Raw genomic sequence first — 26,976 nt, forward strand, 5'->3', positions numbered from 1 at the left:
GAGGAGCGCCACTTGAGACGGCCCGATGCATAGCGAAGACCAGCGCCCCAACGACCTCATCTACGGCCTCGACGACCGGCCGCGCCCGCTTCCCGCCTTCCTTGCCGCGCTACAGCACGTGCTGGCCAGCTTCGTCGGTATCGTCACTCCGCCGCTGGTGATCGGCTCGCTGCTCGGCCTCGGCGAGCACCTGCCGTACCTGATCAGCATGGCGCTGATGGTTTCCGGCGCCGGCACCCTGATCCAGGCGCGCCGGCCGTTCGGCATCGGCGCCGGGATGATCTGCCTGCAAGGCACCAGCTTCGCCTTCCTCGGCGCCGTGCTGGCCGCCGGGATGCTGGTGAAGCAGCGCGGCGGCGGTCCCGAGGAGATCCTCGCGATGATCTTCGGCGTGTGCTTCTTCGGCGCCTTCGTGCAGATCGTCCTCAGTCGTTTCCTCGGCCATCTTCGCCGGGTGATCACGCCGCTGGTCACCGGCATCGTCATCACCCTGATCGGCGTCAGCCTGATCAAGGTCGGCATCACCGACCTCGGCGGCGGAGCCGGGGCCACGGACTTCGGCGCACCGGCCAATCTCGCGCTGGGCGCGCTGGTGCTGCTGAGCATCGTCCTGCTGAACCGCTCGCGCCTGCCCTGGCTGCGCCTGGCCGCCATCGTCATCGGCCTGGCGCTGGGTACCCTGGCGGCCTGGGCGACCGGCCTGTTCGTTCCGCGGGCGTTGCCCGAGCTGCCGCTGGTCAGCCTGCCGCAGCCGTTCCGCTTCGGCTTCGCCTTCGACTGGATGGCCTTCCTGCCGGTGGCGCTGATCTACCTGATCAGCAGCATCGAGACGGTCGGCGATCTGACCGCCAACTGCATGCTCTCGCGGCAGCCCCTGGAGGGACCGGCGTACCTGCAGCGGTTGCGCGGCGGGGTGCTCGGCGACGGCGTCAGTTGCCTGCTGGCAGCCACCTTCAGCGCCTTCCCGAACACCACCTTCGCGCAGAACAACGGGGTGATCCAGCTCACCGGGGTGGCCAGCCGGCACGTCGGGATCTATATCGGCGGCGTGTTGCTGGCGCTCGGCCTGTTCCCCTGGGTCGGCGCGATCCTCCAGCAGATCCCCAAGCCGGTGCTCGGTGGCGCCACCCTGGTGATGTTCGGCAGCGTCGCCGCCGCCGGCATCCGCATTCTCGGCCAGACCCCGATGGACCGCCGCAGCGTGCTGATCATCGCCGCCTCGTTCGGCGTCGGCCTCGGCGTGGCCGCGCAGCCGACCCTGCTCGACCAGATGCCGGCGGTGGTGAAGACCCTGTTCGACTCGGCGATCACCAGCGGCGGCATCACCGCCATCCTGCTCAACCTGCTGCTGCCCGAGGAGCGCGTTGCCGAAGCGGCGCAGGCCAGCGCGAAGGGCGGCGCCCTGGCGCGCTGGCGCAAGCCGCTGGGTTGATACGGGCGTTTGCAAATTTTTCCGCGCCTGGCTTGTGTCCCGCGGCCGGGCTGGGGTATCAACGCGGGGATCACGCCGATGGAAACCTGCGCATGACCCTGACAGTGCCCGCCCACGACCCGGCCGCCCGCGACAAGCCGGCCGGGCGCATCCGCCAGAAGAACGAGGAGGCGATCCTCGCCGCGGCCGAGGAGGAGTTCGCCCGCCACGGCTTCAAGGGCACCAGCATGAACACCATCGCGCAGAACGTCGGCCTGCCCAAGGCCAACCTGCACTACTACTTCGGCAACAAGCTGGGCCTCTACACGGCGGTGCTGAGCAACATCCTCGAACTCTGGGACAGTACCTTCAACACCCTCGGCGTCGACGACGATCCGGCCGAGGCGCTGGCCCGCTACATCCGCGCCAAGATGGAGTTCTCCCGCCGCTACCCGCTGGCCTCGCGGATCTTCGCCATGGAGATCATCAGCGGCGGCGAGTGCCTCACCGCGCATTTCAACCAGGACTACCGCAGCTGGTTCCGCGGCCGCGCCGCGGTATTCGAGGCCTGGATCGCCGCCGGCCGGATGGACCCGGTGGATCCCGTGCACCTGATCTTCCTGCTCTGGGGCAGCACCCAGCACTACGCCGACTTCGCCAGCCAGATCGGCCTGGTCACCGGCCGCAAGCGCATGTCCAGGCAGGACTTCGCCGCCGCCGCCGACAACCTGGTGCGGATCATCCTCAAGGGCTGCGGACTGATCCCGCCGGCGGCCTGAACGCGATGCCGAGCACCCTGCAAGGCCTCGCCGAATACCGCGAGGAAATCCGCAAGAGCCGCTTCCACACCATCGCCGCGCCGGTGGCCGACGAGGACGAGGCGCAGGCGTTCATCGCCGCCCACCGCGACGCTTCCGCCGGACACAACTGCTGGGCCTGGAAGTGCGGCGCGCAGTACCGCTTCAGCGACGACGGCGAACCCGGCGGCAGCGCCGGGCGGCCGATCCTGGCGGCCATCGAGGGACAGGACATGGACTGCGTGGCGGTGCTGGTCAGCCGCTGGTTCGGTGGCATCAAGCTCGGCACCGGCGGCCTCGCCCGCGCCTATGGCGGCGGCGCGGCCAAGTGCCTGCAGCAGGCGCCGCGCAGCGAGCTGGTCGAGCGCTGTCGGGTGCGCTTCGCCTGTGCCTTCGCCGACCACGCGCTGCTCAAGGCGCGCAGCCTGGCGCTGGGCGCCAGCGTGGCGGCCGAAGACTACGGCGCCGACGGCGTCGTCCTGACCCTGGAGTTGCCGGTGGCGCGCTTCGAGGCGCTTCAGGCGCTGCTGGTGGACCTCAGCCGAGGCCAGGTGCGGCTGCAGCGGCTGGACGCCTGAGGAGGCTCAGCGCGCTGGAGCCGGGCGGGAAGGGGCAGGAAGCGGCGGGAGCGGGGCGAACACGCATTTGTCGCGGCCGCTGCGCTTGGCGTCGAGCAGTGCGGCGTCGGCGCGATTGACGGTCTGCGAATAGGTTTCGCCGATGCGGTGTTCGGTAACGCCGACGCTGGCGGTGACGCTCAGCGCCTCGGTGCCGACGCGTACCGCCAGGGTCCGTACGCTGTCGCGCACCCGCTCGAGTACCGGGCCGGCGTCCTGCAGGCGGGTCTGCGGCAGCAGCAGGAGGAATTCCTCGCCGCCCCAGCGGCCGCAGAGGTCGTATTCGCGTAGCTCGGACTCCATGGCCCGGGCGATTTCCACCAGCACCCGGTCACCGCTGTCGTGGCCCCAGGTATCGTTGACCTGCTTGAAGAAGTCCACATCGAGCATTGCCAGCACGTAGCTCTGGCCGTGGCGCTGGGAGCGTTCGTTCTCCTCCCTGAGGCGCTCCAGCAGCATGCGTCGGTTGGGCAGGCCGGTCAGCGGGTCGCGGATCGAGGCTTCCTTCAGCGCCAGGTTGAGGTCGCGCATCATCTGCTGGTAGCGGTCGGAGATCCGCGCCACCTTTTCCAGGCGCCGCAGCTGCTTGTGGTAGCGCTCGGACAGCGACAGGTTCTGCTCCCGCGCCATCGACTGGAAACCGTCGGAGATCCGGGCGATGCGCTCCAGCCGCACCAGTTGCTCCAGCGATTGCTGGCGCAGGCGGGCCAGCGCCTGGTGCAGCGGATGCCCGTGGAACTGCGGATCGGCCAGCAGGCCGTCGATCCAGGCGTCCAGTTCGCGTTCGCGGCTCATCGTCGGCTACTCGTCGTGGGCCTGGATTGCGAAGGGGAAGCTGCAATCCTCGCGGAACTCCTCGGCCAGCTCGGCGACCCGTTCGTTGCGCCGGTCGTAGTGCCAGCGCAGGCTGACCGGGCGACCGCCCTGGTGGGCCTCTTCGAGCAGGTCGAGGATGTCCATCATGGCCTTGATCGAACTGGTGTTCAGGTACAGCAGGCGCAGGTCCAGTTCCAGCGGCCGCTGCCCGTCGGCGAGGAAGCGCTCGACCCAGTCGATCACCTGGCCGAACAGTTCATAGGAGTTTTCCGGGTAGGAATCGCCTTGCATGGACAGGCGTCCGGCCTGCCAGTCGCCCTGGATGGCGGGCGTGGACTGGGTGCCGGGTATGTGCAGGTCACTCATGATGGTGTTCTTCCTAAAACACGGGGTCAGATCACGGCGCGCAGGCTGAAGAAGGCGCGCCCGTCGGGCTGTTCCTTCAGCGATGCGGCCAGTGGTTCGCTGGACTTGCGGGCGATGTCCAGCAGGCCGAGACCGGCTCCGCTGGCGCAGCCGCTGTCGCGCGGGCGGCGTAGCTGCTCCTTGTAGGCGGCCTTGAGGGCGGCCTTGTCGAGGTTGGCGATGGCCTGGATGCTGCGCACCAGGCTCTGGCCGTCGTCGCGCTCCACCAGGTTGCCGGCGGACACCACGTAGTGGCCGTCCTCGTTGCGGGCGATGGCTACCGTGGCCGCCGCCTCGTGTTCGCCGTAGCCCTTGAGATTGGCGTAGTGGCGGATGTTCTGGGTCATCTCGATGTACACCGCGAAGACGTCCATCGCTTCGCTCGGCTTGGCCTGTTCGGCGTGCAGGTAGTTGCGCAGCGCGTGGCCTATCTCCTCGATCAGGCTGCGCGAGATCGGTCCGTTGAAGCAGAGCAGGATGCGTTGGCGGGTGTAGCTTTCACGCATGGCCAGCAGGTCTAGCGTTTCCATGGGTGCCCCTAGTCGAATCGGAAGGACAGGATGGTGATGTCGTCGCGTTGCGGGTGCTCGCCCTGGTACTCGGCGAGCGTCGCCACGAAGGCCTCGGCCTGCTCGGGGAGCGGCTGCCGCGCGTGGTCGCGGAGCATGTCGGCGAAGCGCCGGCTGCCGAAGCCGAAGCCGTGTTCGCCGCCGGCCTGGTCGAGGAAACCGTCGGTGCTCAGGTAGAAGGTCCAGCCCGGCGCCAGCGGTACCTCGATGTTGCGGTAGTCGCCACGGCGCTTGTCGCCGATCGCCCGGCGCGCGCCCTTGAGTTCCTGGACCTCCTCGCCGTCGCTGGCGTACAGCGAGATCTTCGCCCCGGCGAAGGCCAGCTGGCGGCGCCGGCGGTCGACCCAGACCAGCCCGGCATCCATGTTGGTGGCCAGCGCCTGGGGGATCTGCTCCTGGCTGAGCATGCTGCGCATCGCCTGGTCGGTCTCGCCGAGGATCGCCGCCGGGTCGCGGCTGCCCACCGCCTCGATGGCGTGGTCGATGGCGGCGCGGGCGAGCATGGTCATCAGCGCGCCGGGCACGCCGTGACCGGCGCAGTCGACCACGCCGATCAGGTAGCCGTCGGCCTGCTCGCGGTACACGTAGAAGTCGCCGCCGACCACGTCGCGCGGTTTCCACAGGATGAAGTGATGCTCGCCGAGGGTGGCGCTGAGCTGGCGGTCGGGGAGGATCGCGCGCTGGATCAGGCTGGCGTAGTCGAGGCTGTCGCCGATCTTCTTCTGCGCGGCGGCCATCTCGCGGTTGGCTTCCTCCAGCGCCTGGGTGCGCTCCTGGACCTTGTCTTCCAGCTCGGCGGTGTGCCGGCGGACCTGGTCGGCCATGCTGGCGAAGGCCTTCGACAGCGAGCCGATCTCGTCCTGGCGCGCCAGCGGCAGCGGCGTGTCGTAGCGTCCGGCGGCGATCGCCTTGGCCGAGCGCTTGAGGCTGCGCAGGGGGCGCAACAGCAGGCGCTCGACGGCATAGGCGAAGCCCAGCAGCAGGGCCACCAGCAACAGCAGGAACGTGCCCGCCAGCGGCCATAGCCAGCGGTTGTCGAGGACCTGGGCAGCGTGCAGGTCGACGGCGGTGAGCACGTACCAGCGCAGCTGGGGAATGTAGGCCACGGCGAAGAGTTGCTGGCGGCCGTCGAGGCCGGCCCACAGGCAGTGCACCGAGCCGGCCTTGGCGCGGGCCAGGCGCATGGCCTCGCGCAGGGCATCGCGCTGTTCCGGCTGGTCGAGCAGGTCGAACACCCGGTGGCGTTCACTGGCGCCGCCGGCGGCGGAGCTGTAGGCGATCAGGCGGCGGTCCGGGTGGGCCTGGATGGCGCCGTCGTCGCCGACGATCATCGGCGTCACGCCCGGCTCGCGGGCGATGATGAAGTCGTCGAGGAAGCCGCTCAGGTCCAGGCCGCTGCCGGCCAGGCCGATGGGCCGGCCCTGGTCGCGGATCACCAGGTTGAACCAGACCTTGGTCAGGTTCAGCTTGCTGTCGACATTGACGTTGATGTTGTAGGCGGCGCTGTTGCGCAGGGTATTGAAGTACCAGGCGTCTTCCGGGTCGCCGGCCTCCAGGGTGTAGCGCGGCCGTTCGCTGTAGGGTTGGCTGCCGTCGTTGAAGTAGTAGTGCTGGGAGCCGCTGGCGATGATGAAGTAGGCGTGGTCGCGGAAGTCGCCGCGGTAGCCCTCGGCCTCGCGGAAGAACAGCGCGCGGCGCGCCGGGTCGTCTTCCTTCAGCAGCCAGTCGCGGGTCACCACCGATTCGGCGAAACGGCGCGACAACGCCAGTTCGCGGGAGACCGGGGCGAGGATCTTCTGCCGGTGCAGCAGGGTGAAGTTCTTCGCGTAGGCCAGGCCGAAGTGCGTACGGATGTCGTCCATCGCGCGCCAGCCCAGCAGCACCGCCGGGACCAGTGCCAGGGCACAGGCCAGCAACAGCGCCACCACCGATTTGCCGCGCAACCCCCAGTTCGCCGCCATGGCTATCCCTATCAGTTTCTCGCCCGGCCCGCGGCCGAAATCATGGATCGAAAGCGTGTGTCGAACTTTTGGCGAAAGGGCCAATTGTGCAGATGTGCATTATTTCAGGCAACGTAATTTGGTTTTATTTCGCCATTAATTTGACGTCACAATGATGGCGAGCAGGCAAAGGCCCGTGGTTCGGGCCTGTCGTCGGCGGGGTCTCGGCGGGGGAGGTTGCGGGGGGCGGCGAAAAAGCGCAGCGGGCCGGCCAGGATCCCGCTCAGAGGCGGTTGCCGCTGCCGCGCCGGGCGGCTTGCTGGAGCAGCGCGGCGGCGATCCGTTCGAGCGGCAGCACGTCTTCCGCGGCGCCCAGTTCCACCGCTTCGCGGGGCATGCCGTAGACCACGCAGGTAGCCTCGTCCTGGGCCAGGGTGTAGCCGCCGGCCTGGCGGATCGCCAGGAGCCCGCGCGCGCCGTCCTTGCCCATGCCGGTGAGCAGGCCGGCGAGCAGGTTGCGCCCGGCGCAGCGAGCCAGCGACTCGAACATCACGTCCACTGCCGGGCGGTGGCCGTTGACCTGCGCCTGGCGGTTCAAACGCACCACGTAGTTGGCGCCGGAGCGCTGCACCTCCATGTGGTGGTCGCCCGGCGCGACCAGGGCGTGGCCGGGCAGTATGCGGTCGCCGTCGCGCGCTTCGCTGACGCTGAGCCGGGTCAGGCGATCCAGGCGCTCGGCGAAGCTGCGGGTGAAGCCGGGAGGCATGTGCTGGGTGATGACCACCCCGGGACTGTGCGCCGGCAGGCCGAGCAGCACTTCCTTGAGCGCCTCGGTGCCGCCGGTGGAGGCGCCGAGGGCGATGATCTTCTCGGTGCTGAGCAGCGGCGCCGCGCTTTCCGGCGGCGCCGGCGCGTCCGCCGCACGGCGGCGCAGGCGGGCGCGGGCGACGGTCTTGAGCTTGGCGCGGATTTCCTCGGCATAGGCCTGCATGCCTTCGGCGATGCCCAGCCGGGGCTTGGCGATGAAGTCCACCGCGCCCAGTTCCAGCGCGCGCAGGGTGGCTTCGGAACCGCGCTCGGTGAGCGAGGAGATCATCAGCACCGGGGTCGGCCGCGCCTTCATCAGCTTGTCGAGGAAGGTCAGGCCGTCCATTCGCGGCATTTCCACGTCGAGGCTGATCACGTCCGGCGCGTGCTGCTTGATCAGGTCGCGGGCGACGAAGGCGTCCGGCGCGCAGCCGACCAGGCGCAGCTCCGGGTCGGCCTGGATGATCTCCTTGAGCAGGCTGCGGATCAGGGCGGAATCGTCGACGACCAGGACACTGATGGGCATGGCGGGCTCTCCCGGAGAGTCAGAACAGGTCGATGGGGCCGCCGTCCGCGTTGCGGTCGATACGGCGGCGGTAGTCGCGTTCACGCTGCAGCACGGTGTCGTTCTTCAGCTCCACCAGGGACTTCACCAGGACCCGGCCATTGCGCGGGAAGAAGTAGATCTTGCGCGGGAAGGCCTCCAGCACGTCGCTGGCGAGCAGCGGGATACGCTCGGTGGCCAGGTAGTCGAGGGTGAACTCGACGTTGCGCTGGCCGATGGCGGCGCTGATCTGGCGCAGTACCGAGCCGCCGCCGAAGACCTTGGCCTGCAGGCGCTCGCGGCTGGCGCCGAGGGCCAGCATGCGGTTGATCAGCAGTTCCATGGCGTGGCTGCCGTAGCGCGCCGACGGCGAGGCCGGGTCGCCGCCGAGGCCGCGCTCGGGGAGCATGAAGTGGTTCATCCCGGCGATGCCGTTGAGCGGGTCGCGCAGGCACACCGAGACGCAGGAGCCGAGCACGGTGACGATCACCAGGTCTTCGCCGCTGGCGAAGTATTCGCCGGGCAACAGCTTCACCGCATCGCAGGCGAAGTACGGATCGTAGTAGCGGTTCAGCGGCGCGCCTTCCCGGGCCTGGAGATTCATCGCGATCAGGCCGGGCTGTAGACGGTCTGGCCGACGGAGCGCACCAGGTGGCTGGCGTGGACGAAGTTCTCCGAATGCCCGGCGAAGAACAGGCCCTCCGGCCGCAGCAGGGCCACCATGCGTTCCAGCAGGCGGGTCTGGGTCGGCTTGTCGAAGTAGATCATCACGTTGCGGCAGAAGATCGCGTCGAGTTCCCCGGCGATCGACCAGTCTGCCTCCAGCAGGTTGATCTGGCGGAACTCCACCAGTTGCCGCAGTTCCTCCACCACCCGCGCCTTGCCGGCGTTGGGCCCGGTGCCGCGGAGGAAGAAGCGTTTCTTCAGCGGCGCCGGCATCTGCTCCAGGCGCTCCAGCGGATAGACGCCCTGGCGGGCGCAGTCGAGCACCCCGGTATCGATGTCCGAGGCGACGATCTTCACCGGCGGATCGAAGCTGCCCAGCGCCTCCACCAGGGTGATGGCGATCGAATAGGGTTCCTCGCCGGTACTCGCCGCCGCCGACCAGATGCGCAGCGGGCGATGCCGCTGCAACTGGCGGCGGGCGAGGTCGGCGAGCAGGGGGAAGTGGTGGCGTTCGCGAAAGAATGCGGTGAGGTTGGTGGTCAGCGCGTTGACGAACAACTGCTGCTCGCCCGGCTCGCGGTCGAGGTGGGTGAAATATTCGGCGAAGCTGCCGAGCCGCAACAGGCGCAGGCGCCGCGAGAGGCGGCTATAGACCAGTTGCGCCTTGCTCTCGGCCAGGCTGATGCCGGTCAGCCGGTAGAGCCGCTCGCGTACTTGCTGGAAGTCCTCGCGGGTGTAGTGGAACTCCTGGTTGCCGAACACCGGCGAAGGCGTGGAGGTGGGCATTGGCGTCGGGTTTCCCTGGTCGACCCTAAGGGCTTGCCGCCCTCCGCCTGGCGGAGGCGCGGCGTGGTCTCAGAACTCTTCCCAGCCGTCTTCCTTGCGCGCCTTGCTGGCCCGCGCCATGCCGCTGCGGGCCAGCGGCGCCGGCGCGCTGGGGCGTGGCGCGGACGGCCGCGCGCTGGCGAGCTGGACCACGCTCGGCGGAGTGTCCAGCCTGAACACCGCCACCGACTGGTTGAGCAGGCCCGCCTGCTCCTGCATGGCCTCGGCCGCGGCCGCGGCTTCCTCCACCAGCGCGGCGTTCTGCTGGGTCATGTCGTCCATCTGCGAGACCGCGCTGTTCACCTCTTCGATGCCGGTGCTCTGCTCGGCGGAGGCGGCGGCGATCTCCGACATGATGTCGGTGACCCGGCGGATCGCCACCACGATGTCGCTCATGGTCTGTCCGGCCTGGGCCACCAGGGTGTTGCCGTTCTCCACCTTGTCCACCGAGTCGGAGATCAGCGTCTTGATCTCCTTGGCCGCGGCGGCGGAGCGCTGGGCGAGGGTGCGCACTTCCCCGGCGACCACCGCGAAGCCGCGGCCCTGCTCGCCGGCGCGGGCTGCCTCGACCGCGGCGTTGAGGGCGAGGATGTTGGTCTGGAAGGCGATGCCGTCGATCACCCCGATGATGTCGGCGATCTTGCGCGCCGACTCGTTGATCGAGGACATGGTGCTGACCACCTTCTGCACCACGGTGCCGCCCTGGGTCGCCACTTCCGAGGCATTGGCCGCCAGCGAGTTGGCCTGGCGGGCATTCTCGGCGTTGAGCTTCACCGTGCTGGTCAGTTCTTCCATGCTCGAGGCGGTTTCCTCCAGGCTCGACGCCTGCTGCTCGGTGCGCGCCGACAGTTCGGCGTTGCCGCTGGCGATCTCGCTGGCGGCGGTGTTGATGGTGTCGGCGGCCTCGCGAATCTGCCCGAGCATCCGCGACAGGCTTTGTGCGGTGTCGTTGGAGAAATCCTTGAGCTGGCCGAAGGTGCCCTGGTAGTCGGCCTCGATGCGCTGGGTGAGGTCGCCCTGGGCCAGCGCCCCGAGCATCCGCGAGACGTCGCGCAAGCCGCGGTCGGCGGTATCCACCAGGCTGTTCAGGTCCTTCGCCAGCCTGAGGAAGAAGCCTTCCTTGCCGGCCTCCTCGACGCGCTTGCTGAAGTCGCCGGCGGCCGCCGCCTGCACCAGTTGCGAGACTTCCTGCTCGGCGCGGTGTTCCTCGGTGCGGTCGGTCCATTGCACGGCGGAGCCGAGGCGTTCGTTGGCGTCGTTGAACACTGGCACCACGTCGAGGGAGAAGCGCCGGCCGCCGAGGTTGAGCTCGGCCTTGTGCACGCCGGTGAGGTTGGCCAGCAGGTGCCGCTGGTGCGCCGGATTCTTGTGGAACACGTCGATGTTGGCGCCCATCAGGCGGCCGGCGTCGAAGTTCGGCAGTTGCTTGCGGATATCCGCTTCGGCGCGACCGAGCATCTCGCTGACGGTGCGGTTCATGTAGATGATGTTGAGATCGTTGTCGGCGATCATCACGTTGGCCGAGACGTTGTCCAGCGCGCTCTTGATCCGCGCGTTGTAGGCCGCCGTGGCCAGTTGCGCCGAGGTCGCCTCGGCGGCCCCGCGCAGGCGTTCGCGAACGCCGTCGATGGCTTCGGTGATCTGCGCCTTCTTGCCCGGCAGGCGGTCCATCAGCGGCTCGAAGTTGCCCTGGCCGTAGGCGGTGACCACGCTGACCACCTTCATCTTCACCGCGATGTGCGCGGCCACCAGTTCGTTGACGCCCTTGGCGATGCGCGCCGCGCGACCTTCCAGGCGTTCGGCGGGAATCGTCTGGTCGATCCAGCCGGCTTCGTGCTGGCGGCTCATCTCCGCCAGCCCCGCCTCCAGGCTTTCCACCTGCTGGAGTTCGGCGCGTTGTTCGCGCAGTTGCCGCTGCAGCGCCCGCAGGCTGTCGTAGAGACGCTCGTAGCCGGGCGCCGGGGCCTCGCCGACGGCGGTGTCGAGCTGGCCGTCGGCGAACGACTGGAGGAGCGTGGCGATCCGGTCGGCGCGTTGCTGCGCCACCGCATGTGCATTGAACAGACCCATTTCGATATCCCCTGCCTATCCCTCGTTGGCGCCGCTCAGGCCGCGGCTTCGTCGACCAGCGCCATTTCGCGGCTGGTCATCAGTCTCTCGATGTCCACCAGGATCAACATGCGCTCGCCCGCGGTGGCCAGGCCGAGCAGGTATTCGGTGTCGAAGCTGGCGCCGAACTCCGGCGGCGGCCTGATCGCGTCGCCGCCCAGTGCGATCACGTCGGATACCGAGTCCACCACCACGCCGACGATGCGCCGGCCGATGTTGAGGATGATCACCACGGTGAACGGGTCGTAGGTGACCTCGGCGAGGTGGAACTTGATGCGCAGGTCGACGATCGGCACGATCGCCCCGCGCAGGTTGATCACGCCCTTGATGAAGGGCGGCGCGTTGGCGATCGCGGTGACCTGGTCGTAGCCGCGGATCTCCTGCACGCGGAGGATGTCGATGGCGTACTCCTCGCGGCCCAGGGTGAAGGTCAGGTATTCCTGCGCCGGGCCGTTCGCCTGGCTTGCCTCAGTGCCGTTCATCGGCGGTGTCCTCCCGCGCCGCCAGGCGTGGCAGCGCATCGACGTCGAGAATCAGGGCGACGCTGCCGTCGCCCATGATGGTGGCGCCGGCGATACCCTCCACGCGGCGGAAATTCTGTTCCAGGCTCTTGATCACCACCTGCTGCTGGCCGACCAGTTCGTCCACCTGCAGGGCGAAGCTGCGCCCCTCGGACTCGAGGATCACCACGATGCCCTGCTCCGGCGCCGGCGCTTCGCCGCCGATGCGCAACAGCTCGTGCAGGCTGAACAGCGGCAGGTACTCGCCGCGTACGCGGATCATCGCGTTGTCTTCGCCGCCGAGGCCGCGCACGTCGTCGCTGCGCGCCTGCAGCGACTCGACGATGTAGGTCAGCGGAATCACGTAGTTGACCGCTTCGACGGCGACGATCAGGCCGTCGAGGATCGCCAGGGTCAGCGGCAGGCGGATGCCGATGCGAGTGCCCATGCCGGGCGCCGAGTCGATGTCGATGCGCCCGCCCATGGCACCGATGTTGCGCTTCACCACGTCCATGCCGACGCCGCGTCCGGACAGCTCGGTGACCGCCTCGGCGGTGGAGAAGCCGGGCATGAACACCAGTTGCCAGACCTCGGCGTCGCTCATCCCGTCATGCACCGGCAGGTTGCGCTCGCGGGCCTTGGCGAGGATACGCGGACGCGACAGGCCGCGACCGTCGTCGGAAACCTCCACCACCACGCTGCCGCCCTGGTGGCTGGCGGCGAGCTTCACCGTGCCGCTCGCCGGCTTGCCGGCGGCGAGGCGTTCGGCGGGCGTTTCGATGCCGTGGTCGATGCTGTTGCGGACGATGTGGGTGAGCGGATCGCTGAGTTTCTCGATCACGCTCTTGTCCAGTTCGGTGTGCTCGCCGTGCAGGTGCAGCTCGACCTGCTTGCCCAGGCGCGTGGCGGTGTCGCGCACCAGCCTGGGGAAGCGGCTGAAGATGAAGTTGATCGGCAGCATGCGGATCGACATCACCGACTCCTGCAGGTCGCGGGTGTTGTGTTCGAGCTGGGCCAGGGCGTGCTGCAGGCGCTCGTGGCGGCTCGGGTCGAGCTGCTCGCCGAGCTGGCCGAGCATGGCCTGGGTGATCACCAGTTCGCCGACCAGGTTGATCAGGCTGTCGATCTTTTCCACGCTGACCCGGATCGAGCCGGACTCGCCGTCGCCACGCACGGGCGCGACTGCGCCCCTGGCCGGCGCGGCGACGGCTTGCGCGGGCGCACTGGGCGCGGCGGGGCTGCCGGGGGCGCCGTCGAACAGGCCGAAGGCGCGTTCCTCCGCCGGTGGGGAACCCGGTGCCTCATCGAAGAGGCCGAACGCTTCGCTCGCGGCCGGTGCGCCGGGCGCCTCGTCGAAGAGCCCGAACGCTTCCGGCGCGGCCGCTCGTTCCGGAGCGCCCGGGCCTTCGTCGAAGAAGCCGAAGGCATCGTCGTCCGCGGTTTCCCTGGCGGGCGCGTCGTCGAACAGGCCGAAGCCTTCCTCCGCCGCTTCCTGCTCCGGCACCCGCAGCCAGCCGCGCAGCCGCTCGACCGTCTCCAGTAACGGCACCCCGGGGTCGGGACTGCCGCTGCGATGGGCGTCGAGCAGGCGCTGCAACACGTCGCGGGCTTCGAGGAAGGAACTGATCATGTCCGGCCGCAGGTGCATCTGGCCGCAGCGGATGCGGTCGAGCAGGGTCTCCAGTTCGTGGGTGACGGCGGTGATGTCGTCGAAACCGAACATTCCGCTGGAACCCTTGATCGAATGCGCGGCGCGGAAGATGCCGTGCAGCGTCTCGCTGTCCGGCCGGTCCAGGTCGAGACCGATCAGGAGGAGTTCGAGGGTGGCCAGGTGTTCCTCGGTTTCCTCGAAGAACACCTGGAGAAACTGGCTCATATCCTGGGGCATGGGACCTCCCCCGCGGGGGAACGGGAATCAGGGCAGGACCTTGCGCGTCACTTCGAGCAGTTTCGGCGGGTCGAACGGCTTCACCAGCCAGCCGGTGGCGCCGGCGCTGCGTCCCTGCTGCTTCATCGCGTCGCTCGATTCGGTGGTCAGCATGAGGATCGGCACGCTGCGGTAGCCGGCCAGGTTACGCAGGCTGCGGATCAGCGACAGGCCGTCCATGTTCGGCATGTTCTGGTCGGTGAACACCAGGCTGTAGCTCTTGCTCTGGGCCTTGCCGAGGCCTTCCTTGCCGTCCGCGGCCTCGTCCACCTCGTAGCCGGCGGACTTCAGGGTGAAGCTCAGCATCTGGCGGATAGACGCCGAGTCGTCGACGATCAGAATCGGTTTGCCCATGGTCTTGCGTCCTCACGGTGTCCCTACCGCAGCGCCAAGCTCGGCGGCGAAGGTGGTGTGTGCCAGGTGGCTGTGACGGAGGGCTCTGATGGCCCTTTGCTAGTTCCAGTAAAGACAATGTCCGGTGGATTTCAATTATTGGCGCCGGTTTCTCGTCGGATAGTTATCCGGTTAGACGGATTGGCTATCGATACCCCTCAGAACAATTCCACTTCGCCCACGTTGACGCTGTTCTGGCTCACCGGGCTGGGCAAGGGCCGGCGCAGTTCCTCGACCTCCCGTGCGACCCGTTCGGGCCATTCCTGGCGCGGCCGCGCCTCCAGCGCGCCGAGGCCGAGGGCGAAGGCGCCAAGACGCGCATGGTGCTTGCGCATCTGGCCGAGCAACTGGCTGCCCATGTCCTGGAATTGCAGGGCGGTGACCGCCGCGTCGACGCCCTGGCCGACTTCCAGCGAGAGCCGGTCCAGTTCGTGGATGACCTTCAGGGTGTGCCGGTTCATCGCCTCCAGGTCATCGAGCATGCCCTGGATCTTCTGCTTGGAATCGAGGGCGAAGGACATGTCCTTGTCGGCCAGTTGCGAGATCGCGCTCTCGGCGTCCTGGATCTCGTGGTGGACCACGTCGACGTGCTTGCGGATGGCGGCGGAAAACTCCGTGGAGCGGGTCGACAGCGCGCGCACTTCATCGGCGACCACGGCGAAGCCGCGGCCGCTCTCGCCGGCTCGGGCGGCCTCGATGGCGGCGTTGAGGGCGAGCAGGTTGGTCTGCTTGGCGATGGCGTCCATGTCCTGGGTCGACTGCAGGATCTCGGTGATCTTCAGGCGCACCTGGTCCATGCGTTCCACCAGTTGCTGCGAGGTCCGGCTGGTTTCCAGGGTAGCCTCGACGAACAGGCTGAGGGTCTGCTGGGTGGTCCTGACGAAGTCCTGGAAGTTGATGCCTTCGTCGACCTGGCCGCGCCCGTCGTAGCGCTCGATCAGTGAATGGGACAGGCCGCGCTGGGTATCGATGCGTTCGGCGAGGCCGTGGAAGCTGTCGCTGAGCTGGCGGATCGCCGAATGCAGCAGTTCATCGATCTGCCGGGCGTGGCCGTCCAGTTGCGCGGTTTCGTCGGCGAGCGCCCGTTGCGCCGCGCTCCAGGCCGGCGAAGCGGCATCCGCCTGCGGGCTGGCATTCGCTACCGCTTGCCGAGGGTCGCGCAGGAGGAGGAAGAGCATGGCCAGGCTGGCGAACCAACCGAGCGCCAGGGCCAGCCAGACGCCGAGGCCGACGGCATGCAGCCCGGCGCACAACGCCCAGGGTAGGGAAAGCAGGCCCAGCTTCAGTAGCAGGGGCCGGGATGGTAACGAAACACCGAGGGACTCGCGCATGCTGCACTCCATGTGCCGGATCGGAGCAGGGCTTCCAGGTGGTCCCGGGACCGTGCGGAAGACACCTTCCAAGCTCGTCGGCGGCGTTTTCTAAAACTAGAGTCCCAATCGGTAATGTCAAACTGCCGTTTTTCCGGCGAGGCCGGTGCCAGGGCCTTTTCCCGTTTGCCGAGGCGACGGATGGCTGGCGCTAGCCGGTTGGGAAGGCGGAGAAGCGCCGGGCCAGGTCCTGGCGGCGGAAGTAGTCGACGACGAAGTCGACGAAGACCCGGGTCTTGGCCGGTAGCAGCTTGTTCGCCGCGTAGTAGAGGCTGGTGTTGCCGGCGTCGACGTACCAGTCCGGCAGGACCCGCACCAGGGCGCCGGACTCCAGGTAGGCATAGGCGTGCTGCATGCATACCAGGGTGATGCCCAGGCCCATGGCGGCGACCTCGCAGGTGGCTTCCGGGTCGCTCATGGTCATGCGTTCGCGCAGCTCGATCGGCGCCTCCTCGCCGTTGCGCCGGCGCAGCGGCCAGGAGCGCACGCGGCCGGTCTGCGGCGAGCGGATGCGGATCCCGTCGAAGCCGCCCAGGTCGCCTGGATGGCGGATTGGCGGCTTGTCGCGGAGGTAGGCGGGCGAGGCGAGGAGGATCAGGTGGCCCGGCGTCAGGTTGCGCGCCACCACCCCGGGAGGCAGTTCGAAACCGCCGCCGATGGCGGCGTCGAAGCCTTCGCCGATGAGGTCGACCTGGCGATTGTCGAAATGCCAGTCGGGCACGATGTCGGGATAGCGTTCGAGGAACTCGCCGAGCAGCGGCAGGATGTAGTCGCGGCCGAAGGCCAGCCCCATGCTGACCTTCAACGTGCCGCTGGGTTGGTTGCCGACGCTGGAGACGTTGGCGAGAGCGGTCTGGATGCCCTCCAGGCTGCCGCCGACCTCTTGCAGGAAACGCTCCCCGGCTTCGGTCAGGGTCAGGCGCCGGGTGCTGCGCTGGAACAGGCGCACGCCGAGGTTGCTTTCCAGGCGGGCGACGTTCTTGCCCACCCCGGCCGGCGTCAGGCCCAGGCGCCTGGCGGCCTCGGCGAAGCTACCGGCCTCGGCGCTGCGGACGAAGCACTGGATGTTGCTGAGGGTTTCCATGGGAAAGGGCCCGCATAAACCATTGGTATCGGCTGAATATAGCGATTACCCGCTACCAGGTCTGCAATGGACGACGGAAACTCGGGGCCTGTCTATCCACTCCGATGGAGATTTCCATGTCCGTATCCTCTGCATCCCTCGCCGGCAAAGTCGCCTTCGTCCAGGGCGGTTCCCGCGGCATCGGCGCCGCCATCGTTCGCCGGCTGGCCGCCGAAGGCGCCAGCGTCGCCTTCACCTACGTCAGCTCGGCGGACAAGTCCCGGGCCCTGGCGGCCGAACTCGAAGGCGCCGGAGCCAGCATCCTGGCCCTGCATGCCGATAGCGCCGACGCGGCCGCGCTCGTCGCCGCCGTCGACGAAGCGGCGGCTCGCTTCGGACGCATCGACATCCTGGTCAACAACGCCGCCGTCCTCGCCCTCGGTTCGGTGGAAGAGCTGCCGCTGGCCGACTTCGAGCGGACCCTGGCGATCAACGTGCGCAGCGTCTTCGTCGCCACCCAGGCGGCGGTCAAGCACATGGGCGACGGCGGGCGGGTGATCAGCATCGGCAGCACCAATGCCGAACGCATGCCGTTCGCCGGCGGCGCCACCTACGCGATGAGCAAGTCGGCGCTGGTCGGCCTGACCAAGGGCCTGGCCCGCGACCTCGGCCCGCGCGGGATCACGGTGAACAACGTGCAGCCGGGTCCGGTGGATACCGACATGAACCCGGACGACGGCGACTTCGCCGAGGCCCTCAAGGGCCTGATGGCGCTGCCGCGCTACGCCCGCAGCGAGGAAATCGCCAGCTTCGTCGCCTACCTGGCCGGGCCGGAAGCGGCCTACATCACCGGGGCCAGCCTGACCATCGATGGCGGTTTCTCGGCCTGACCCGGGTCGCCTCGTTCCACCCGGCGAAGTAGCCCCTCTCCCCGACCTTCTGGCCAGACGTTCCCTCCTGAAGGGAGAGGGCGAGGGGAGAGGTTCCGCTTATCGCACCAGGAAAGGCGAAGCCCCCTCTACGACACCGGTCTCGCTGACGTATCGCTTCCAATGCTCGATCAGCTCCGCCAGCTTGCCCGGCTGGCTGTCAGCGAGGTCGTGGATCTCGCCCGGGTCGCGGGCCAGGTCGTAGAGCTGCCAGGTGGCCGGGCCCACCGGGGCCGGCAGGTACACCGCCTTCCAGTCGCCCTGGCGGATCGCACGCATGCCGAACAGCTCCCAGCCGGTCACGGTGTTCTCGTCGTGGGCCGCCTCGGTCTCGCCGGAAAGCCAACCCAGCCAAGACCTGCCGCGCGGCTCGGCGATCTCGCGGCCGCGCCAGCGCTTGCCTGGGTGGCGGACACCGGCGAGGTCGAGGAGGGTCGGGGTGACGTCCATCACCGTGGCGAAGGCATGGCTGATCGCACCCTGCCGGCTTAGCCGCGGGTAGCGCACCAGCGCTGGCACGCGAATGCCGCCCTGGGTGGTGAACGCCTTGTACAGGCGCGACGGCGCGGTGGCCGCCTGGGCCCAGCGCGGGCCATACCAGACGTAGGAATTGGCGCGGCCGATGTTCTCCAGGCTGTTGTCGTAGTGCCGGTCGAGAAAGCCCAGCAAATCCGGGCCGAATTTCGGAAAGGCCTCCAGCAGGGCGCCTTCGGCGCCGTTGTCGGACATGAACAGGACGAAGGTGTTGTCCAGCTCGCCCTGCCGACGCAGGTAGTCCACGACCCTGCCGATGTTCCAGTCCATGCGCTCGACCATCGCCGCGTAGACCTCCATCGCCCGCGCCGACTTCGCCCGTTCCTCATCCTCCAGGGCCTCCCACTCGCGGCTCAGGGCGAGCACCGGATGGGCTTCGACGTCTGCCTCCACCAGGCCCAGCTCCTTGAGCCGGGCCAGGCGTTCCTGGCGCAGCGCCTCTGGGCCGGCGTCATAGCGGCCGCGGTACTTCTCGACGATCTCCTGCGGCGCCTGCAGTGGCCAGTGCGGCGCGGAGAACGGCAGGTAGGCGAAGAACGGCCGGCTCTGGTCGCGCTCCTTGAGGTAGTGCAGCAGCTTGTCGCCGAAGGCATCGGAGGAATAGAAACCCTCCGGCAGCGTGTCGAGGTAGCGCTCGTCTTCCACGTAGAGCGCCGGCGTGCCCTTGAGAATGCGCGGAGTGCTTTCGTCGTAGGGAGGCTCGAAGCCGTAGTGGTTGGCGGCGCCCGGCAGCAGCGAGAAGGAACGCTCGAAACCACGCGCATGGGGCGTCTGTTCCGGCTTCAGACCGAGGTGCCACTTGCCGGCCATGAGGGTCTGGTAGCCGGCCTCGCGGAGCAGCTCCGGCAGCGCCACCACGCGCTCGTTGAGATGCCCTTCGTAACCCGGCTTGCCTTCCAGTTCCGGGGTCAGCGCCTCGGCCATGGTGCCGATCCCGGCGATGTGGTGGTCGGTGCCGGTGAGCAGCATCGAGCGGGTCGGCGAGCAGGTCGAGGCGGTGTGGAAGTCGGTCAGGCGCAGGCCGGCGATGGCCAGGGCGTCGAGGTTCGGCGTGGCGATCTCGCCGCCGAAGGCGCCGATATCGGAGAAGCCCAGGTCGTCGGCGACGATCACCAGGAAGTTGGGGCGTTTGCTCATGCGCGGGTCTCGTCTGGATGGGAGGAGAAGGTGGGGCCCTCGCCCCCGCCCTTCCCGCAGGGGGAAAGGGCCAGGGCAAGGGGCTTTTCAGCAAGCGAGGAATTCGAAGGGCAGGTTTTCCACCCGTCGCGGCGGCGGCGCGACGTACTCGCCGTCGGCGGTCAGTTCGTGCAGCAGCGCTTCGCGCTGGCGCAGGAAGTCGAAGCCACCGCGCTCGCGCGGATGCGCCAGGCCCACCTCGACCACCCGCCTGATCCGCCCCGGACGCGGCTCCATCACCACCACCCGGTCGGCCAGGTAGAGCGCCTCCTCGACGTCGTGGGTGACCAGCAGGGTGGTGATACGGGTGCGCCGGCGGATCGCCAGCAACTCTTCCTGCAACTGCTGGCGGGTCAGTGCGTCGAGGGCGCTGAACGGCTCGTCGAGCAGCAGCAGGCGCGGGCTGGCCACCAGGCCACGGGCGATCGCCACGCGCTGGGCCATGCCGCCGGACAACTGGTGCGGGTAGGCACGCTCGAAGCCGTGCAGGCCGACCAGGCGGATGTATTCGTCGATCCGCGCCGCCTTGTCGGTTTCGCCAAGGGCTTCGTTGACCAGGCCGAGGGCGACGTTCTGCTGCACCGTCAGCCAGGGGAACAGGCGGTGCTCCTGGAACACGATGCCGCGTTCGCCGCCGATGCCGGCGATTGGCCGGCCGTCGACGCGGATCTCGCCGTCGTAGTCGCGGTCCAGGCCGATCAGCAGGCGCAGCAGGGTCGACTTGCCGCAGCCACTGGCGCCGACGATGGCGATGAACTCGCCCTCGCCGATCTCCAGGTCGAACTGCTGGATCGCTTCCAGTCGCCGGCCGTCCACGGCGAAGTGCTTGCGCACCTGGCGGAAGCTGACCAGCGGGGTGCCCGTGGCGGGCGCGGTGAATGCGTTCATGCGTGTCTCCAGCGCGTGGCGCGCGCTTCGATGCGTTGGCCGAGGGCATTGAGCAGGGCGCCGGTGAGGCCGACCAGGAGCATGCCGGCGCCGATCAGGTCCATGCGGAACAGTTGCTGGGCGCCGATCATCAGGCTGCCGATGCCGCCGTCGGAGGGCATGAAGTACTCGGCGCCGATGGTTCCCAGCCAGGCGTAGATCAGCGCCAGGCGCAGGCCGGCGAACACCGACGGGGCGGCACCCGGCAGGACCAGCCGGAGCAGCCTTCGCCAGGGACCCAGGCGCAGCACCCGGGCCGCCTCGCCGAGGCTCGGCGGCAGGCTGGCAATGCCGCGCTGGGTGGCCAGCAGCAGCGGGAAGAAGGCGGCGATTGCGACGAACGTCAGCTTGGCCGGTTCGCCCAGGCCGAACCAGGCGGTGAGCAGCGGCACCCAGGCGAAGATCGCCACCTGCCGCAGTGCCGCGAAAGTGGGGCCGAAGAAGCGTTCCGCCGGGCGCCACAGGCCGAGCAGCAGGCCGCCGAGGAAACCCAGGCCGCCGCCCAGCAGGAGGCCGCCGAGCGTGCGCTTCAGGCTGTCGAACAGGGCGCCCGGCAGGCTGCCGTCGAGCGCTCCGCTCCAGGTCGCCCGCGCCACTTCCAGAGGGCTGGCGAGGATCGCCGGATCGACCCATTCGGCGCTGCTCGCCGACTGCCACAGGAGCAGCAGCGCCAGCGGCGGCAGCCAGACCTGCAGGCGCTGCCAGCCGCGTCCCGGCGGGCGCCGGCGGAATTCGCCGGTGGCGGCTTGCGGCCAGTGCAGCAGGCGGTGGTCGAGCCACTGGATGGCGCGGTCCATGCCCACCCCGACCAGGCCGATGATGAGGATGCAGACGAACACGATGTCGAGCATGAACAGTTGCCGGCCCTGCACCATCAGGTAGCCGATACCCTCGCTGGAAGCCAGCAACTCGACCGCCAGCAGCGAGGTCCAGCCCTGCGCCAGGGCCAGGCGCAGCCCGGTGAGGAAGGCCGGCAGCGCCGCCGGCAGGATCAGCCGCCAGACCAGCAGGCGTGGCGGCAGGCGCAGTACTGCGGCGGCTTCGCGCAGCTTGGGCTGGGCGTCGCGCACGCCGACCAGGGTATGGATGGTCACCGGCACCACGACCGCTTTCACCAGCACCACCAGCTTGAGCAGTTCGCCGATGCCGAAGAACAGCATGAACAGCGGGATCCAGGCCAGCGTGGGGATTTGCGCGAGGGCGCTGAAGGTGGGGAAGACCAGGCGCTCGGCACGCGGACTGAAGCCTAGCCAGGCGCCTAGCGCGGCGCCGCTGGCGACCCCGGCGAGCAGGCCCCAGGCCAGGCGCCGCAGGCTGATCGCCAATTCGCTCCAGAGTTCGCCGGCGAGCAACTCGCGGGCGCTCTGCCAGACCAGCTCGGGAGTTGGCAGCACCTGGGCCGACATCCAGTGGCGATGGCTGGCGACCCACCACAGCAGCGCCAGCCCGAGCGGCAGCAACCAGGGCAGCAGGCCGTCCCCCAGGCGCCGGGCGAAAGCCGCGGAGGGCGGCGGCGCCAGGCGCGGCAGGGGCCGGCTCCAGGCGGGCGAAAGGGTTTTATCGATATTCTTCATGGGAATATAAATCGCCAAATCAATGCATTTTTTCGCTAAGAAGGGCCATTTAAAGAAAGGCACCAGGCAGCGGCAAATGCATTTGGAGAATATTTTCCATGCTCTGGCTGCATATGACGCGGAGAGGCCCGTGCGGCCTGTCATACTGCTTTTGGTTATAAAAAAATGAATTTTTATTATTTATTTTCGAGGCGCCGCTGTGCATAGCTAGCCGCACACCCGCTCCCGGCGGGAATCCCTCTCTTCCCGTTCCAAGGAGCCGCCCCATGAAAGCGCTTAGGTCTTCCCTGCTCGGTCTGTTCGCCGCGCCTGTGCTCGCCGGCCTGCTCGGTGCCTACGTGCCGCTGGCGAGCGCCGCTCCGCCGAAGGAAATCCGCATCGCGGTGCCGGACGTCAGCGCCGGCAGTTCGCACTCGGGCGGCGGCGTGGTCGACGTGCTCTACACCCGCCAGTTGCTGGAGAAGGAGTTCGCCAACGACGGCATCGCGGTGAAATGGAGCTTCTTCAAGGGCGCCGGCCCGGTGGTCAACGAAGCGTTCGCCAACGGCCAGGTGGACTTCGCCTACCTCGGCGACCTGGCGGCGATCATCGGCAAGTCCGGAGGCCTGGACAGCCGCCTGCTGGCCGCTACCGCGCGAGGGGTCAACCACTATCTCGGCGTGCAGCCGGGCTCCGGGATCAAGACCCTGGAGGATCTCAAGGGCAAGCGCGTTGGCATCTTCCGTGGCACCGCCAGCCAGTTGTCGTTCGACAATGCCCTGGCCAGCGTCGGTCTCAGCGAGAAGGACCTGAAGGTGATCAACCTCGATTTCAGCGCCGCCCTGTCCGCCCTCGCAGCCAGGCAGATCGATGCCACCTGGGGCCTGGCCGGACTGTTCGCCCTGCGCGACCGCGGGCTCGCGGAAATTCCGCTGAGCACCCGCGACCTGAACGGCGCCGGCACCCTGCAGGCGCTGCTGGTCGGCTCCGGAGCCTTCGTCGATGCCCATCCGGACATCACCGAGCGGCTGCTCAAGGTGCAGTTGCAGGCCCAGGACTGGCTGGCCCGCGAGGAGAACCGCGACGCCTACATCGAACTGGTGTCGAAGCAGGCCAGCTACCCGGTGGTGATCCTGCAGAGCGAGTACCGTGGCCGCAAGCTGGGCGACGCCCTGTCGCCGCGCCTGGACGCCGATTTCCTTGGCCGGCTGGATGCTTCGATCCAGGCGGCCAAGCGTTTCGGCCTGATCCGTCGCGAATTCAGCGCCGAGCAGTGGGCCGCGCCGGAACTGCTGGAGGCGGCCGGCAAGCTGGCAAAGGCCAAGGCCGTGGCGCAGGCGGCGGAGTGACGCCGAGCCGGGGACGGCCGAGGCGGCGCCGTTTCGTAGCAATTTGTAATATGTTTCGAGATTCTTGCACCGACCCAACCAATGACTGGATCGAGCGAAGTATCCAGCCGTTGGTCGGGGATTCTGCGTATATCGCGTCATGAAAGTTTCACGCGGGTAATCCGCAGGTTATTCCGCGATCATTTCGTTCGTTAATCGCCCCATATATTCAGATACAAAATCGGCACTGCCAATTCTTCCAGTTTTCCCTTCCGACAATTCTCCCGACCCTCCCCGGAAACAACTCCAAGTATCTCGCGGCGAACCGCCGCGTCCCGCATCTAGCCTGCCCATCACTACGACAGCGCGGCGCCAGCGCCGGGCCTCGCCCTGCGCGTCGGCGGCATTCCTGATTTTCTTCCGGAGGAGAGCGGTCATATGAATCTCGATAGCAAATTGTTCGATGCGACACTCGATCTCGAACGCGTGAAAGTTTCGGTGAGAACGCTGGTGAAGTTATCCCGCCAGGAACAATCGGCGATCATCCGGACCCTCAACGAGTTTGGTTTCCTGCTGTTGCGCAGCGAACAGGGCGAAGACAGGCAGGAACTTCTCGCGCTCAAGGAGTTGTTCGGCCGCGCCGCCCCCCACCCGCGCGCCGACGCCGACGGCATCGTGCCAATCAGCAATGCGCGGTATGTCAGCGGCTACCTCGGCTCCACGCCGCTGGAGCACAAGCTGCACACCGACGGCGCTTTTCTCGACACCCCGGAGCAATTGTGCAGCCTGCAATGCGTGCGCAACGCCCGGGAGGGCGGGGAGACCCTGCTGGCCAGCGCCGGACTGGCCTTCGAGCGCCTGCGCCGGCGCATGCCGACCAAGCATCTCGGCCTGCTGCGCGGCGACGCCCTGACCATCGTGCGCAAGCACCAGAGCAGCACCCAGCCGGTGTTCCGCCTGAACGGCGAGGCGCTGGGCATCAAGTTCCGGCAGAACGACGGGGCGGCCGAGGTGGTCGAGCACCCTGTGGCGGTGGAGGCCTTCGCCGAACTGGTGGCGGCGCTCGAGGATCCGGCCTGCCAACTGCGGATCAAGCTCGAGCCGGGGGAAATCCTGGTGCTCGACAACACCGCGGTGTTGCACGGGCGCACTGCCTTCTGCGCCAACGAACTGCGCGAGATGCGCCGGCTCAACTTCGACGGCCACGGCCGCCTGCGGGCGGAGCTGGAACTGGGCTTCAAGGTGGGGTTGTGATCGCACAGTTCGTCGCGGTGGTGCTGCCGATCCTGATCTGCACCGGGATCGGTTTCGCCTGGAGCCGTTCCGCCGGGCCGGTGGATACCCGCGCGCTGGTGTTCCTGGTGGCCAACGTCGGCTTTCCCTGCCTGCTGCTGTCGTCGCTGGACCGCCCCGGCCTGTCCATTGGCATGGTGGCCGGGGTGTTCCTCGCCACCGCGCTGGCGGTGCTGGCGTTCGCCCTGCTGGGCCTGGTCGCCCTGCGCCTGCTGCGGATGCCGGTGCGGCGCTACCTGCCGTCGATCATGCTGCCGAACTCCGGGAACATGGGCATCCCCATCGCCTACCTGGCCTTCGGCGAGGAGGCGCTGGTGTATGCGGTGGCGTTCTCCACCCTGATCCAGGTGGGCCACGCGACGCTCGGCGTCTGGTTCGCCTCGGGCGATATCACCCCGGCGAGCATCCTGCGCAACCCGATGATCTATGCCCTGGCCGTGGCGCTGGGCCTGATCGCCCTGGGCTGGAGCCTGCCGCCGCCGTTGCGCGATGTGACCCGCCTGCTGGGTGGGATTACCGTGCCGCTGATGCTGGTGATGCTCGGCCTGTCGCTGGCCGGTCTGCGCCTGCACGAGACCTGGCGGCCGTTGCTGCTGTCTCTGGTGCGGGTCTGGGGCGGTTTCGCGGTCGGCTATGGGATCGCTGCCGGCCTGGGCATGGAGGCGGTGGCGGCGGGCACCTTCGCCATCCAGTGCGGGATGCCGACCGCGGTGCTCACCTACCTGTTGGCCAAGCGTTACGACGGACCGGTGAACGAAGTGGCAGGCATGGTGCTGATCACCACGCTGCTGGTGCTGCTCTCCACGCCTTTGTTCATCCAGTTGCTGCCGCGCGCGTGAAGACGATCCGGGCCGCCCCGCGGGGCGGCCCGGGGCGTCACCAGATCGAGCGGGAGTAATCGACGACCAGCCGGGTTTCGTCGATGTCGCCGTCGAGATAGCTCGCGTTGCCCCGGTGCCAGGCCTGCGAGGCGCGCAGCGCGAGGCCGGCGAGGGGGCCCGCCTTGACCCGATAGGCGAAGCCGAGGTCGCTTTCCCGGTGCCGCCCGTCACGCCCGTAGAGTCCGGCGTAGATGCTCTCGGCGGCACTGCTGGCGCTGGCCCCGGCACGGCCGCGGGCATGCAGCGCGTGCAGGCTGAGCCCAGGCAGGCCGAGCGCGCCGAGGTCCAGGTCATAGCGTAATTGCCAGGAACGCTCGCCCGGTCCGTTGAAGTCGGAGTAGCCCACCGAGTTGGCCAGTACCATGGACGCGCTGGAGCGCCCGTCGCCGAAGGCCATGTAGTCGAACGGCTGCTCGCCATGGACACGCTGGTAGGCCAGGGTGATGCGCTGCGGTCCCTGTTCGTAGCCCAGGGCCAGGGAGCTGGCCAGGGTGTCGATGCGGCCGAAGCGGCTCTGGCCGCTGTCGCGGGTGCGGTAGGCGTCGAGGTCGACCCGCAGCGCGCGCTCCCCGCCCAGCGGCTGGCGATGGCTGGCGCCGAAATAGGCCTGCTGCCAGATGTCGTCGAAGCGCGAGGCGTAGAGCGACAGTTGCAGCCGCTCCGTGGCCTGCCATTGACCGCCGAGGAAGCCGACCGCGTCGAGGCGCACCGGATAGGCGCCGAGGCGTCCGTAGACGGTGCTGATGTCGCCACGGACCTTGGATTCGCCGGGGCCGGAGGCGGCGGTGAAGCGCCCGCCCTCGAGCAGCAGCCCGTCGAACGAGCGATCCTCCAGCAGCAGGCCGTAGGCCATGCCGGCCAGCGTGCGGTTGCTGCTGGCGGCGAACACCGGCGCGCTGGTGGTGGTCTGGCCGTACTTCAGGCGGGTTTCGCCGTGGCGTAGCCTGAGGGCGCCGCCGACCTTGCCGTAGCGATGGTCGGGATGGCCGTCGGCGCCGACCGGCAGGTTGCCGGTGCCGGTGCGGCCGCCGCCGCTGTCCAGTTGCAGGCCGAGCATGGCATGGGCGTCGAGGCCGAAGCCGAGGCTGCCCGGCGTGTAGCCGGAGGCGAACTGGAGGCGCAGGCCCTGGGTGGTTTCCTCGCGGTAGCCGTTGCGCTCGCTCCTGGGCTTGAAGCGGTTGCGCCCGGCGTTGTTCGGGCTGTCGCGGTAGTCGCGGTTGAAGTAGTAGGTGCGGGCGAGGAACTGCAGTTCGCTGTCCTCGACGAAGCCCCCATCCCCGGCCGTCGCGGCCGCCCCTTCGGAAAGCGTGCCGGCGACCAGGCCGGCGAATACAGCACGTCTGAGATTTTGCATTTATTGTTTTCTCCCACCTGAGTGCCAGGTGGGCGCAGTCTCGGAAGTCGCTCCGCAGGCCGCTTGTGTTTCCCTGCCTCGGCTTTTGCCGGGGCCTGCCATTGGCAGGGGCAGGCATGTGCAACGGCAGGCCGGGTCAAGCATTTCGGAAGTCACCGACGGAGAGTGTGGCGTCGGCCGTCATCCGCAACGGCCGTGGGCGGGAGCCTAGGCTCCCGATGCAACCTCGCCTCAGGGAATAC

The 26,976-nt window shown here is 68.4% G+C and carries 24 protein-coding genes; 7 read left to right on the forward strand and 17 right to left on the reverse strand.

Features of this window, described 5'->3' with window-relative positions; all coding sequences use genetic code 11:
* Positions 1-25 precede the first annotated feature (25 nt).
* The 3 genes from AC1RB9_RS00865 to AC1RB9_RS00875 all read left to right on the forward strand — a co-directional run bounded on the left by AC1RB9_RS00865 (position 26) and on the right by AC1RB9_RS00875 (position 2,786).
* Positions 26-1,432 (forward strand): uracil-xanthine permease family protein, encoded by a 1,407-nt coding sequence (locus tag AC1RB9_RS00865; protein ID WP_003162957.1) that lies wholly within the window; start codon positions 26-28, stop codon positions 1,430-1,432.
* A 92-nt stretch (positions 1,433-1,524) separates the two neighbouring features.
* Positions 1,525-2,190: a TetR/AcrR family transcriptional regulator gene (locus AC1RB9_RS00870; protein WP_003117223.1), complete on the forward strand. Its 666-nt coding sequence runs from the start codon at positions 1,525-1,527 to the stop codon at positions 2,188-2,190.
* A 5-nt stretch (positions 2,191-2,195) separates the two neighbouring features.
* Entirely contained in the window at positions 2,196-2,786 is a 591-nt protein-coding gene (locus tag AC1RB9_RS00875; RefSeq protein ID WP_003117224.1) for an IMPACT family protein, read from the forward strand.
* Positions 2,787-2,792: 6 nt separating this feature from the next.
* On the opposite strand, the gene siaD is transcribed toward AC1RB9_RS00875, so the two are convergent.
* From siaD to AC1RB9_RS00940, 13 genes are all read right to left on the reverse strand, one after another.
* On the reverse strand, positions 2,793-3,620 hold the full coding sequence (siaD, locus tag AC1RB9_RS00880) for a biofilm formation regulator diguanylate cyclase SiaD (protein WP_003162955.1): 828 nt from the start codon (positions 3,618-3,620) through the stop codon (positions 2,793-2,795).
* Between the two features lie 6 nt (positions 3,621-3,626).
* Entirely contained in the window at positions 3,627-4,007 is a 381-nt protein-coding gene (siaC, locus tag AC1RB9_RS00885) for a biofilm formation regulator SiaD modulator protein SiaC (protein WP_003083913.1), read from the reverse strand.
* A gap of 26 nt (positions 4,008-4,033) precedes the next feature.
* Entirely contained in the window at positions 4,034-4,576 is a 543-nt protein-coding gene (siaB, locus tag AC1RB9_RS00890; protein WP_003083916.1) for a biofilm formation regulator kinase SiaB, read from the reverse strand.
* Between the two features lie 8 nt (positions 4,577-4,584).
* On the reverse strand, positions 4,585-6,576 hold the full coding sequence (gene siaA, locus AC1RB9_RS00895) for a biofilm regulation protein phosphatase SiaA (protein ID WP_003083920.1): 1,992 nt from the start codon (positions 6,574-6,576) through the stop codon (positions 4,585-4,587).
* A 262-nt stretch (positions 6,577-6,838) separates the two neighbouring features.
* On the reverse strand, positions 6,839-7,888 hold the full coding sequence (locus AC1RB9_RS00900; protein ID WP_003083922.1) for a protein-glutamate methylesterase/protein-glutamine glutaminase: 1,050 nt from the start codon (positions 7,886-7,888) through the stop codon (positions 6,839-6,841).
* Positions 7,889-7,907: 19 nt separating this feature from the next.
* Complete coding sequence (gene cheD, locus AC1RB9_RS00905) at positions 7,908-8,510, reverse strand: chemoreceptor glutamine deamidase CheD (protein ID WP_003102220.1); 603 nt, start codon at positions 8,508-8,510, stop codon at positions 7,908-7,910.
* A gap of 5 nt (positions 8,511-8,515) precedes the next feature.
* Positions 8,516-9,358 carry a CheR family methyltransferase gene (locus tag AC1RB9_RS00910; protein WP_003102222.1) on the reverse strand — a complete coding sequence of 281 codons (843 nt, stop codon included), beginning with the start codon at positions 9,356-9,358 and terminating at the stop codon, positions 8,516-8,518.
* 69 nt (positions 9,359-9,427) lie between these two features.
* Positions 9,428-11,467, reverse strand: coding sequence for an aerotaxis transducer Aer2 (aer2, locus tag AC1RB9_RS00915; RefSeq protein WP_003112650.1), 2,040 nt, complete (start codon positions 11,465-11,467; stop codon positions 9,428-9,430).
* Between the two features lie 35 nt (positions 11,468-11,502).
* Complete coding sequence (locus AC1RB9_RS00920) at positions 11,503-11,988, reverse strand: chemotaxis protein CheW (protein WP_003083938.1); 486 nt, start codon at positions 11,986-11,988, stop codon at positions 11,503-11,505.
* A complete protein-coding gene (locus AC1RB9_RS00925) occupies positions 11,975-13,894 on the reverse strand; it encodes a chemotaxis protein CheA (RefSeq protein WP_003162954.1) in 1,920 nt (639 codons plus the stop codon). Before AC1RB9_RS00925 ends, AC1RB9_RS00920 begins: the two co-directional genes overlap by 14 nt.
* 27 nt (positions 13,895-13,921) lie before the next feature.
* On the reverse strand, positions 13,922-14,287 hold the full coding sequence (locus AC1RB9_RS00930; protein ID WP_003083943.1) for a response regulator: 366 nt from the start codon (positions 14,285-14,287) through the stop codon (positions 13,922-13,924).
* Positions 14,288-14,484: 197 nt separating this feature from the next.
* A complete protein-coding gene (gene cttP / locus AC1RB9_RS00935) occupies positions 14,485-15,669 on the reverse strand; it encodes a trichloroethylene chemotactic transducer CttP (RefSeq protein ID WP_404936268.1) in 1,185 nt (394 codons plus the stop codon).
* Between the two features lie 178 nt (positions 15,670-15,847).
* Positions 15,848-16,780, reverse strand: a complete 933-nt coding sequence (locus tag AC1RB9_RS00940; protein WP_003083951.1) for a LysR family transcriptional regulator — start codon at positions 16,778-16,780, stop codon at positions 15,848-15,850.
* A gap of 116 nt (positions 16,781-16,896) precedes the next feature.
* Between AC1RB9_RS00940 and AC1RB9_RS00945 the strand changes: the two genes are divergently transcribed.
* Complete coding sequence (locus tag AC1RB9_RS00945; protein WP_003106691.1) at positions 16,897-17,649, forward strand: 3-oxoacyl-ACP reductase family protein; 753 nt, start codon at positions 16,897-16,899, stop codon at positions 17,647-17,649.
* Between the two features lie 99 nt (positions 17,650-17,748).
* On the opposite strand, the gene atsA is transcribed toward AC1RB9_RS00945, so the two are convergent.
* The 3 genes from atsA to AC1RB9_RS00960 all read right to left on the reverse strand — a co-directional run bounded on the left by atsA (position 17,749) and on the right by AC1RB9_RS00960 (position 21,899).
* On the reverse strand, positions 17,749-19,359 hold the full coding sequence (gene atsA, locus AC1RB9_RS00950) for an arylsulfatase AtsA (RefSeq protein ID WP_003162953.1): 1,611 nt from the start codon (positions 19,357-19,359) through the stop codon (positions 17,749-17,751).
* An 87-nt stretch (positions 19,360-19,446) separates the two neighbouring features.
* On the reverse strand, positions 19,447-20,286 hold the full coding sequence (locus AC1RB9_RS00955; RefSeq protein ID WP_003117229.1) for an ABC transporter ATP-binding protein: 840 nt from the start codon (positions 20,284-20,286) through the stop codon (positions 19,447-19,449).
* Entirely contained in the window at positions 20,283-21,899 is a 1,617-nt protein-coding gene (locus tag AC1RB9_RS00960; RefSeq protein ID WP_003162952.1) for an ABC transporter permease, read from the reverse strand. Before AC1RB9_RS00960 ends, AC1RB9_RS00955 begins: the two co-directional genes overlap by 4 nt.
* A gap of 266 nt (positions 21,900-22,165) precedes the next feature.
* Between AC1RB9_RS00960 and AC1RB9_RS00965 the strand changes: the two genes are divergently transcribed.
* The 3 genes from AC1RB9_RS00965 (at position 22,166) to AC1RB9_RS00975 (ending at position 25,338) form a co-directional block, all read left to right on the forward strand.
* Entirely contained in the window at positions 22,166-23,227 is a 1,062-nt protein-coding gene (locus tag AC1RB9_RS00965; RefSeq protein WP_003162951.1) for an ABC transporter substrate-binding protein, read from the forward strand.
* A 417-nt stretch (positions 23,228-23,644) separates the two neighbouring features.
* A complete protein-coding gene (locus tag AC1RB9_RS00970) occupies positions 23,645-24,460 on the forward strand; it encodes a TauD/TfdA family dioxygenase (RefSeq protein WP_003107194.1) in 816 nt (271 codons plus the stop codon).
* Positions 24,457-25,338 (forward strand): AEC family transporter, encoded by an 882-nt coding sequence (locus AC1RB9_RS00975; RefSeq protein WP_003107192.1) that lies wholly within the window; start codon positions 24,457-24,459, stop codon positions 25,336-25,338. Before AC1RB9_RS00970 ends, AC1RB9_RS00975 begins: the two co-directional genes overlap by 4 nt.
* A 37-nt stretch (positions 25,339-25,375) precedes the next feature.
* On the opposite strand, the gene AC1RB9_RS00980 is transcribed toward AC1RB9_RS00975, so the two are convergent.
* A complete protein-coding gene (locus AC1RB9_RS00980) occupies positions 25,376-26,734 on the reverse strand; it encodes an OprD family porin (RefSeq protein ID WP_003083961.1) in 1,359 nt (452 codons plus the stop codon).
* Positions 26,735-26,976: the final 242 nt, after the last annotated feature.

Source organism: Pseudomonas sp. 20-5, assembly GCF_056782835.1.

Bases quoted from the DNA above. Each gene is read 5' to 3' on its own strand.
- siaB (WP_003083916.1), bottom strand. From the start codon at position 4,576: ATGGAAACGCTAGACCTGCTGGCCATGCGTGAAAGCTACACCCGCCAA.
- atsA (WP_003162953.1), bottom strand. From the start codon at position 19,359: ATGAGCAAACGCCCCAACTTCCTGGTGATCGTCGCCGACGACCTGGGC.
- cheD (WP_003102220.1), bottom strand. From the start codon at position 8,510: ATGAATCTCCAGGCCCGGGAAGGCGCGCCGCTGAACCGCTACTACGAT.
- aer2 (WP_003112650.1), bottom strand. From the start codon at position 11,467: ATGGGTCTGTTCAATGCACATGCGGTGGCGCAGCAACGCGCCGACCGG.
- AC1RB9_RS00865 (WP_003162957.1), top strand. From the start codon at position 26: ATGCATAGCGAAGACCAGCGCCCCAACGACCTCATCTACGGCCTCGAC.
- AC1RB9_RS00945 (WP_003106691.1), top strand. From the start codon at position 16,897: ATGTCCGTATCCTCTGCATCCCTCGCCGGCAAAGTCGCCTTCGTCCAG.
- AC1RB9_RS00910 (WP_003102222.1), bottom strand. From the start codon at position 9,358: ATGCCCACCTCCACGCCTTCGCCGGTGTTCGGCAACCAGGAGTTCCAC.
- AC1RB9_RS00900 (WP_003083922.1), bottom strand. From the start codon at position 7,888: ATGCCCATCAGTGTCCTGGTCGTCGACGATTCCGCCCTGATCCGCAGC.
- AC1RB9_RS00925 (WP_003162954.1), bottom strand. From the start codon at position 13,894: ATGCCCCAGGATATGAGCCAGTTTCTCCAGGTGTTCTTCGAGGAAACC.
- AC1RB9_RS00970 (WP_003107194.1), top strand. From the start codon at position 23,645: ATGAATCTCGATAGCAAATTGTTCGATGCGACACTCGATCTCGAACGC.
- siaA (WP_003083920.1), bottom strand. From the start codon at position 6,576: ATGGCGGCGAACTGGGGGTTGCGCGGCAAATCGGTGGTGGCGCTGTTG.
- cttP (WP_404936268.1), bottom strand. From the start codon at position 15,669: ATGGAGTGCAGCATGCGCGAGTCCCTCGGTGTTTCGTTACCATCCCGG.
- AC1RB9_RS00870 (WP_003117223.1), top strand. From the start codon at position 1,525: ATGACCCTGACAGTGCCCGCCCACGACCCGGCCGCCCGCGACAAGCCG.
- siaC (WP_003083913.1), bottom strand. From the start codon at position 4,007: ATGAGTGACCTGCACATACCCGGCACCCAGTCCACGCCCGCCATCCAG.
- AC1RB9_RS00920 (WP_003083938.1), bottom strand. From the start codon at position 11,988: ATGAACGGCACTGAGGCAAGCCAGGCGAACGGCCCGGCGCAGGAATAC.
- AC1RB9_RS00965 (WP_003162951.1), top strand. From the start codon at position 22,166: ATGAAAGCGCTTAGGTCTTCCCTGCTCGGTCTGTTCGCCGCGCCTGTG.
- AC1RB9_RS00980 (WP_003083961.1), bottom strand. From the start codon at position 26,734: ATGCAAAATCTCAGACGTGCTGTATTCGCCGGCCTGGTCGCCGGCACG.
- AC1RB9_RS00960 (WP_003162952.1), bottom strand. From the start codon at position 21,899: ATGAAGAATATCGATAAAACCCTTTCGCCCGCCTGGAGCCGGCCCCTG.
- AC1RB9_RS00940 (WP_003083951.1), bottom strand. From the start codon at position 16,780: ATGGAAACCCTCAGCAACATCCAGTGCTTCGTCCGCAGCGCCGAGGCC.
- AC1RB9_RS00875 (WP_003117224.1), top strand. From the start codon at position 2,196: ATGCCGAGCACCCTGCAAGGCCTCGCCGAATACCGCGAGGAAATCCGC.
- AC1RB9_RS00955 (WP_003117229.1), bottom strand. From the start codon at position 20,286: ATGAACGCATTCACCGCGCCCGCCACGGGCACCCCGCTGGTCAGCTTC.
- AC1RB9_RS00930 (WP_003083943.1), bottom strand. From the start codon at position 14,287: ATGGGCAAACCGATTCTGATCGTCGACGACTCGGCGTCTATCCGCCAG.
- siaD (WP_003162955.1), bottom strand. From the start codon at position 3,620: ATGAGCCGCGAACGCGAACTGGACGCCTGGATCGACGGCCTGCTGGCC.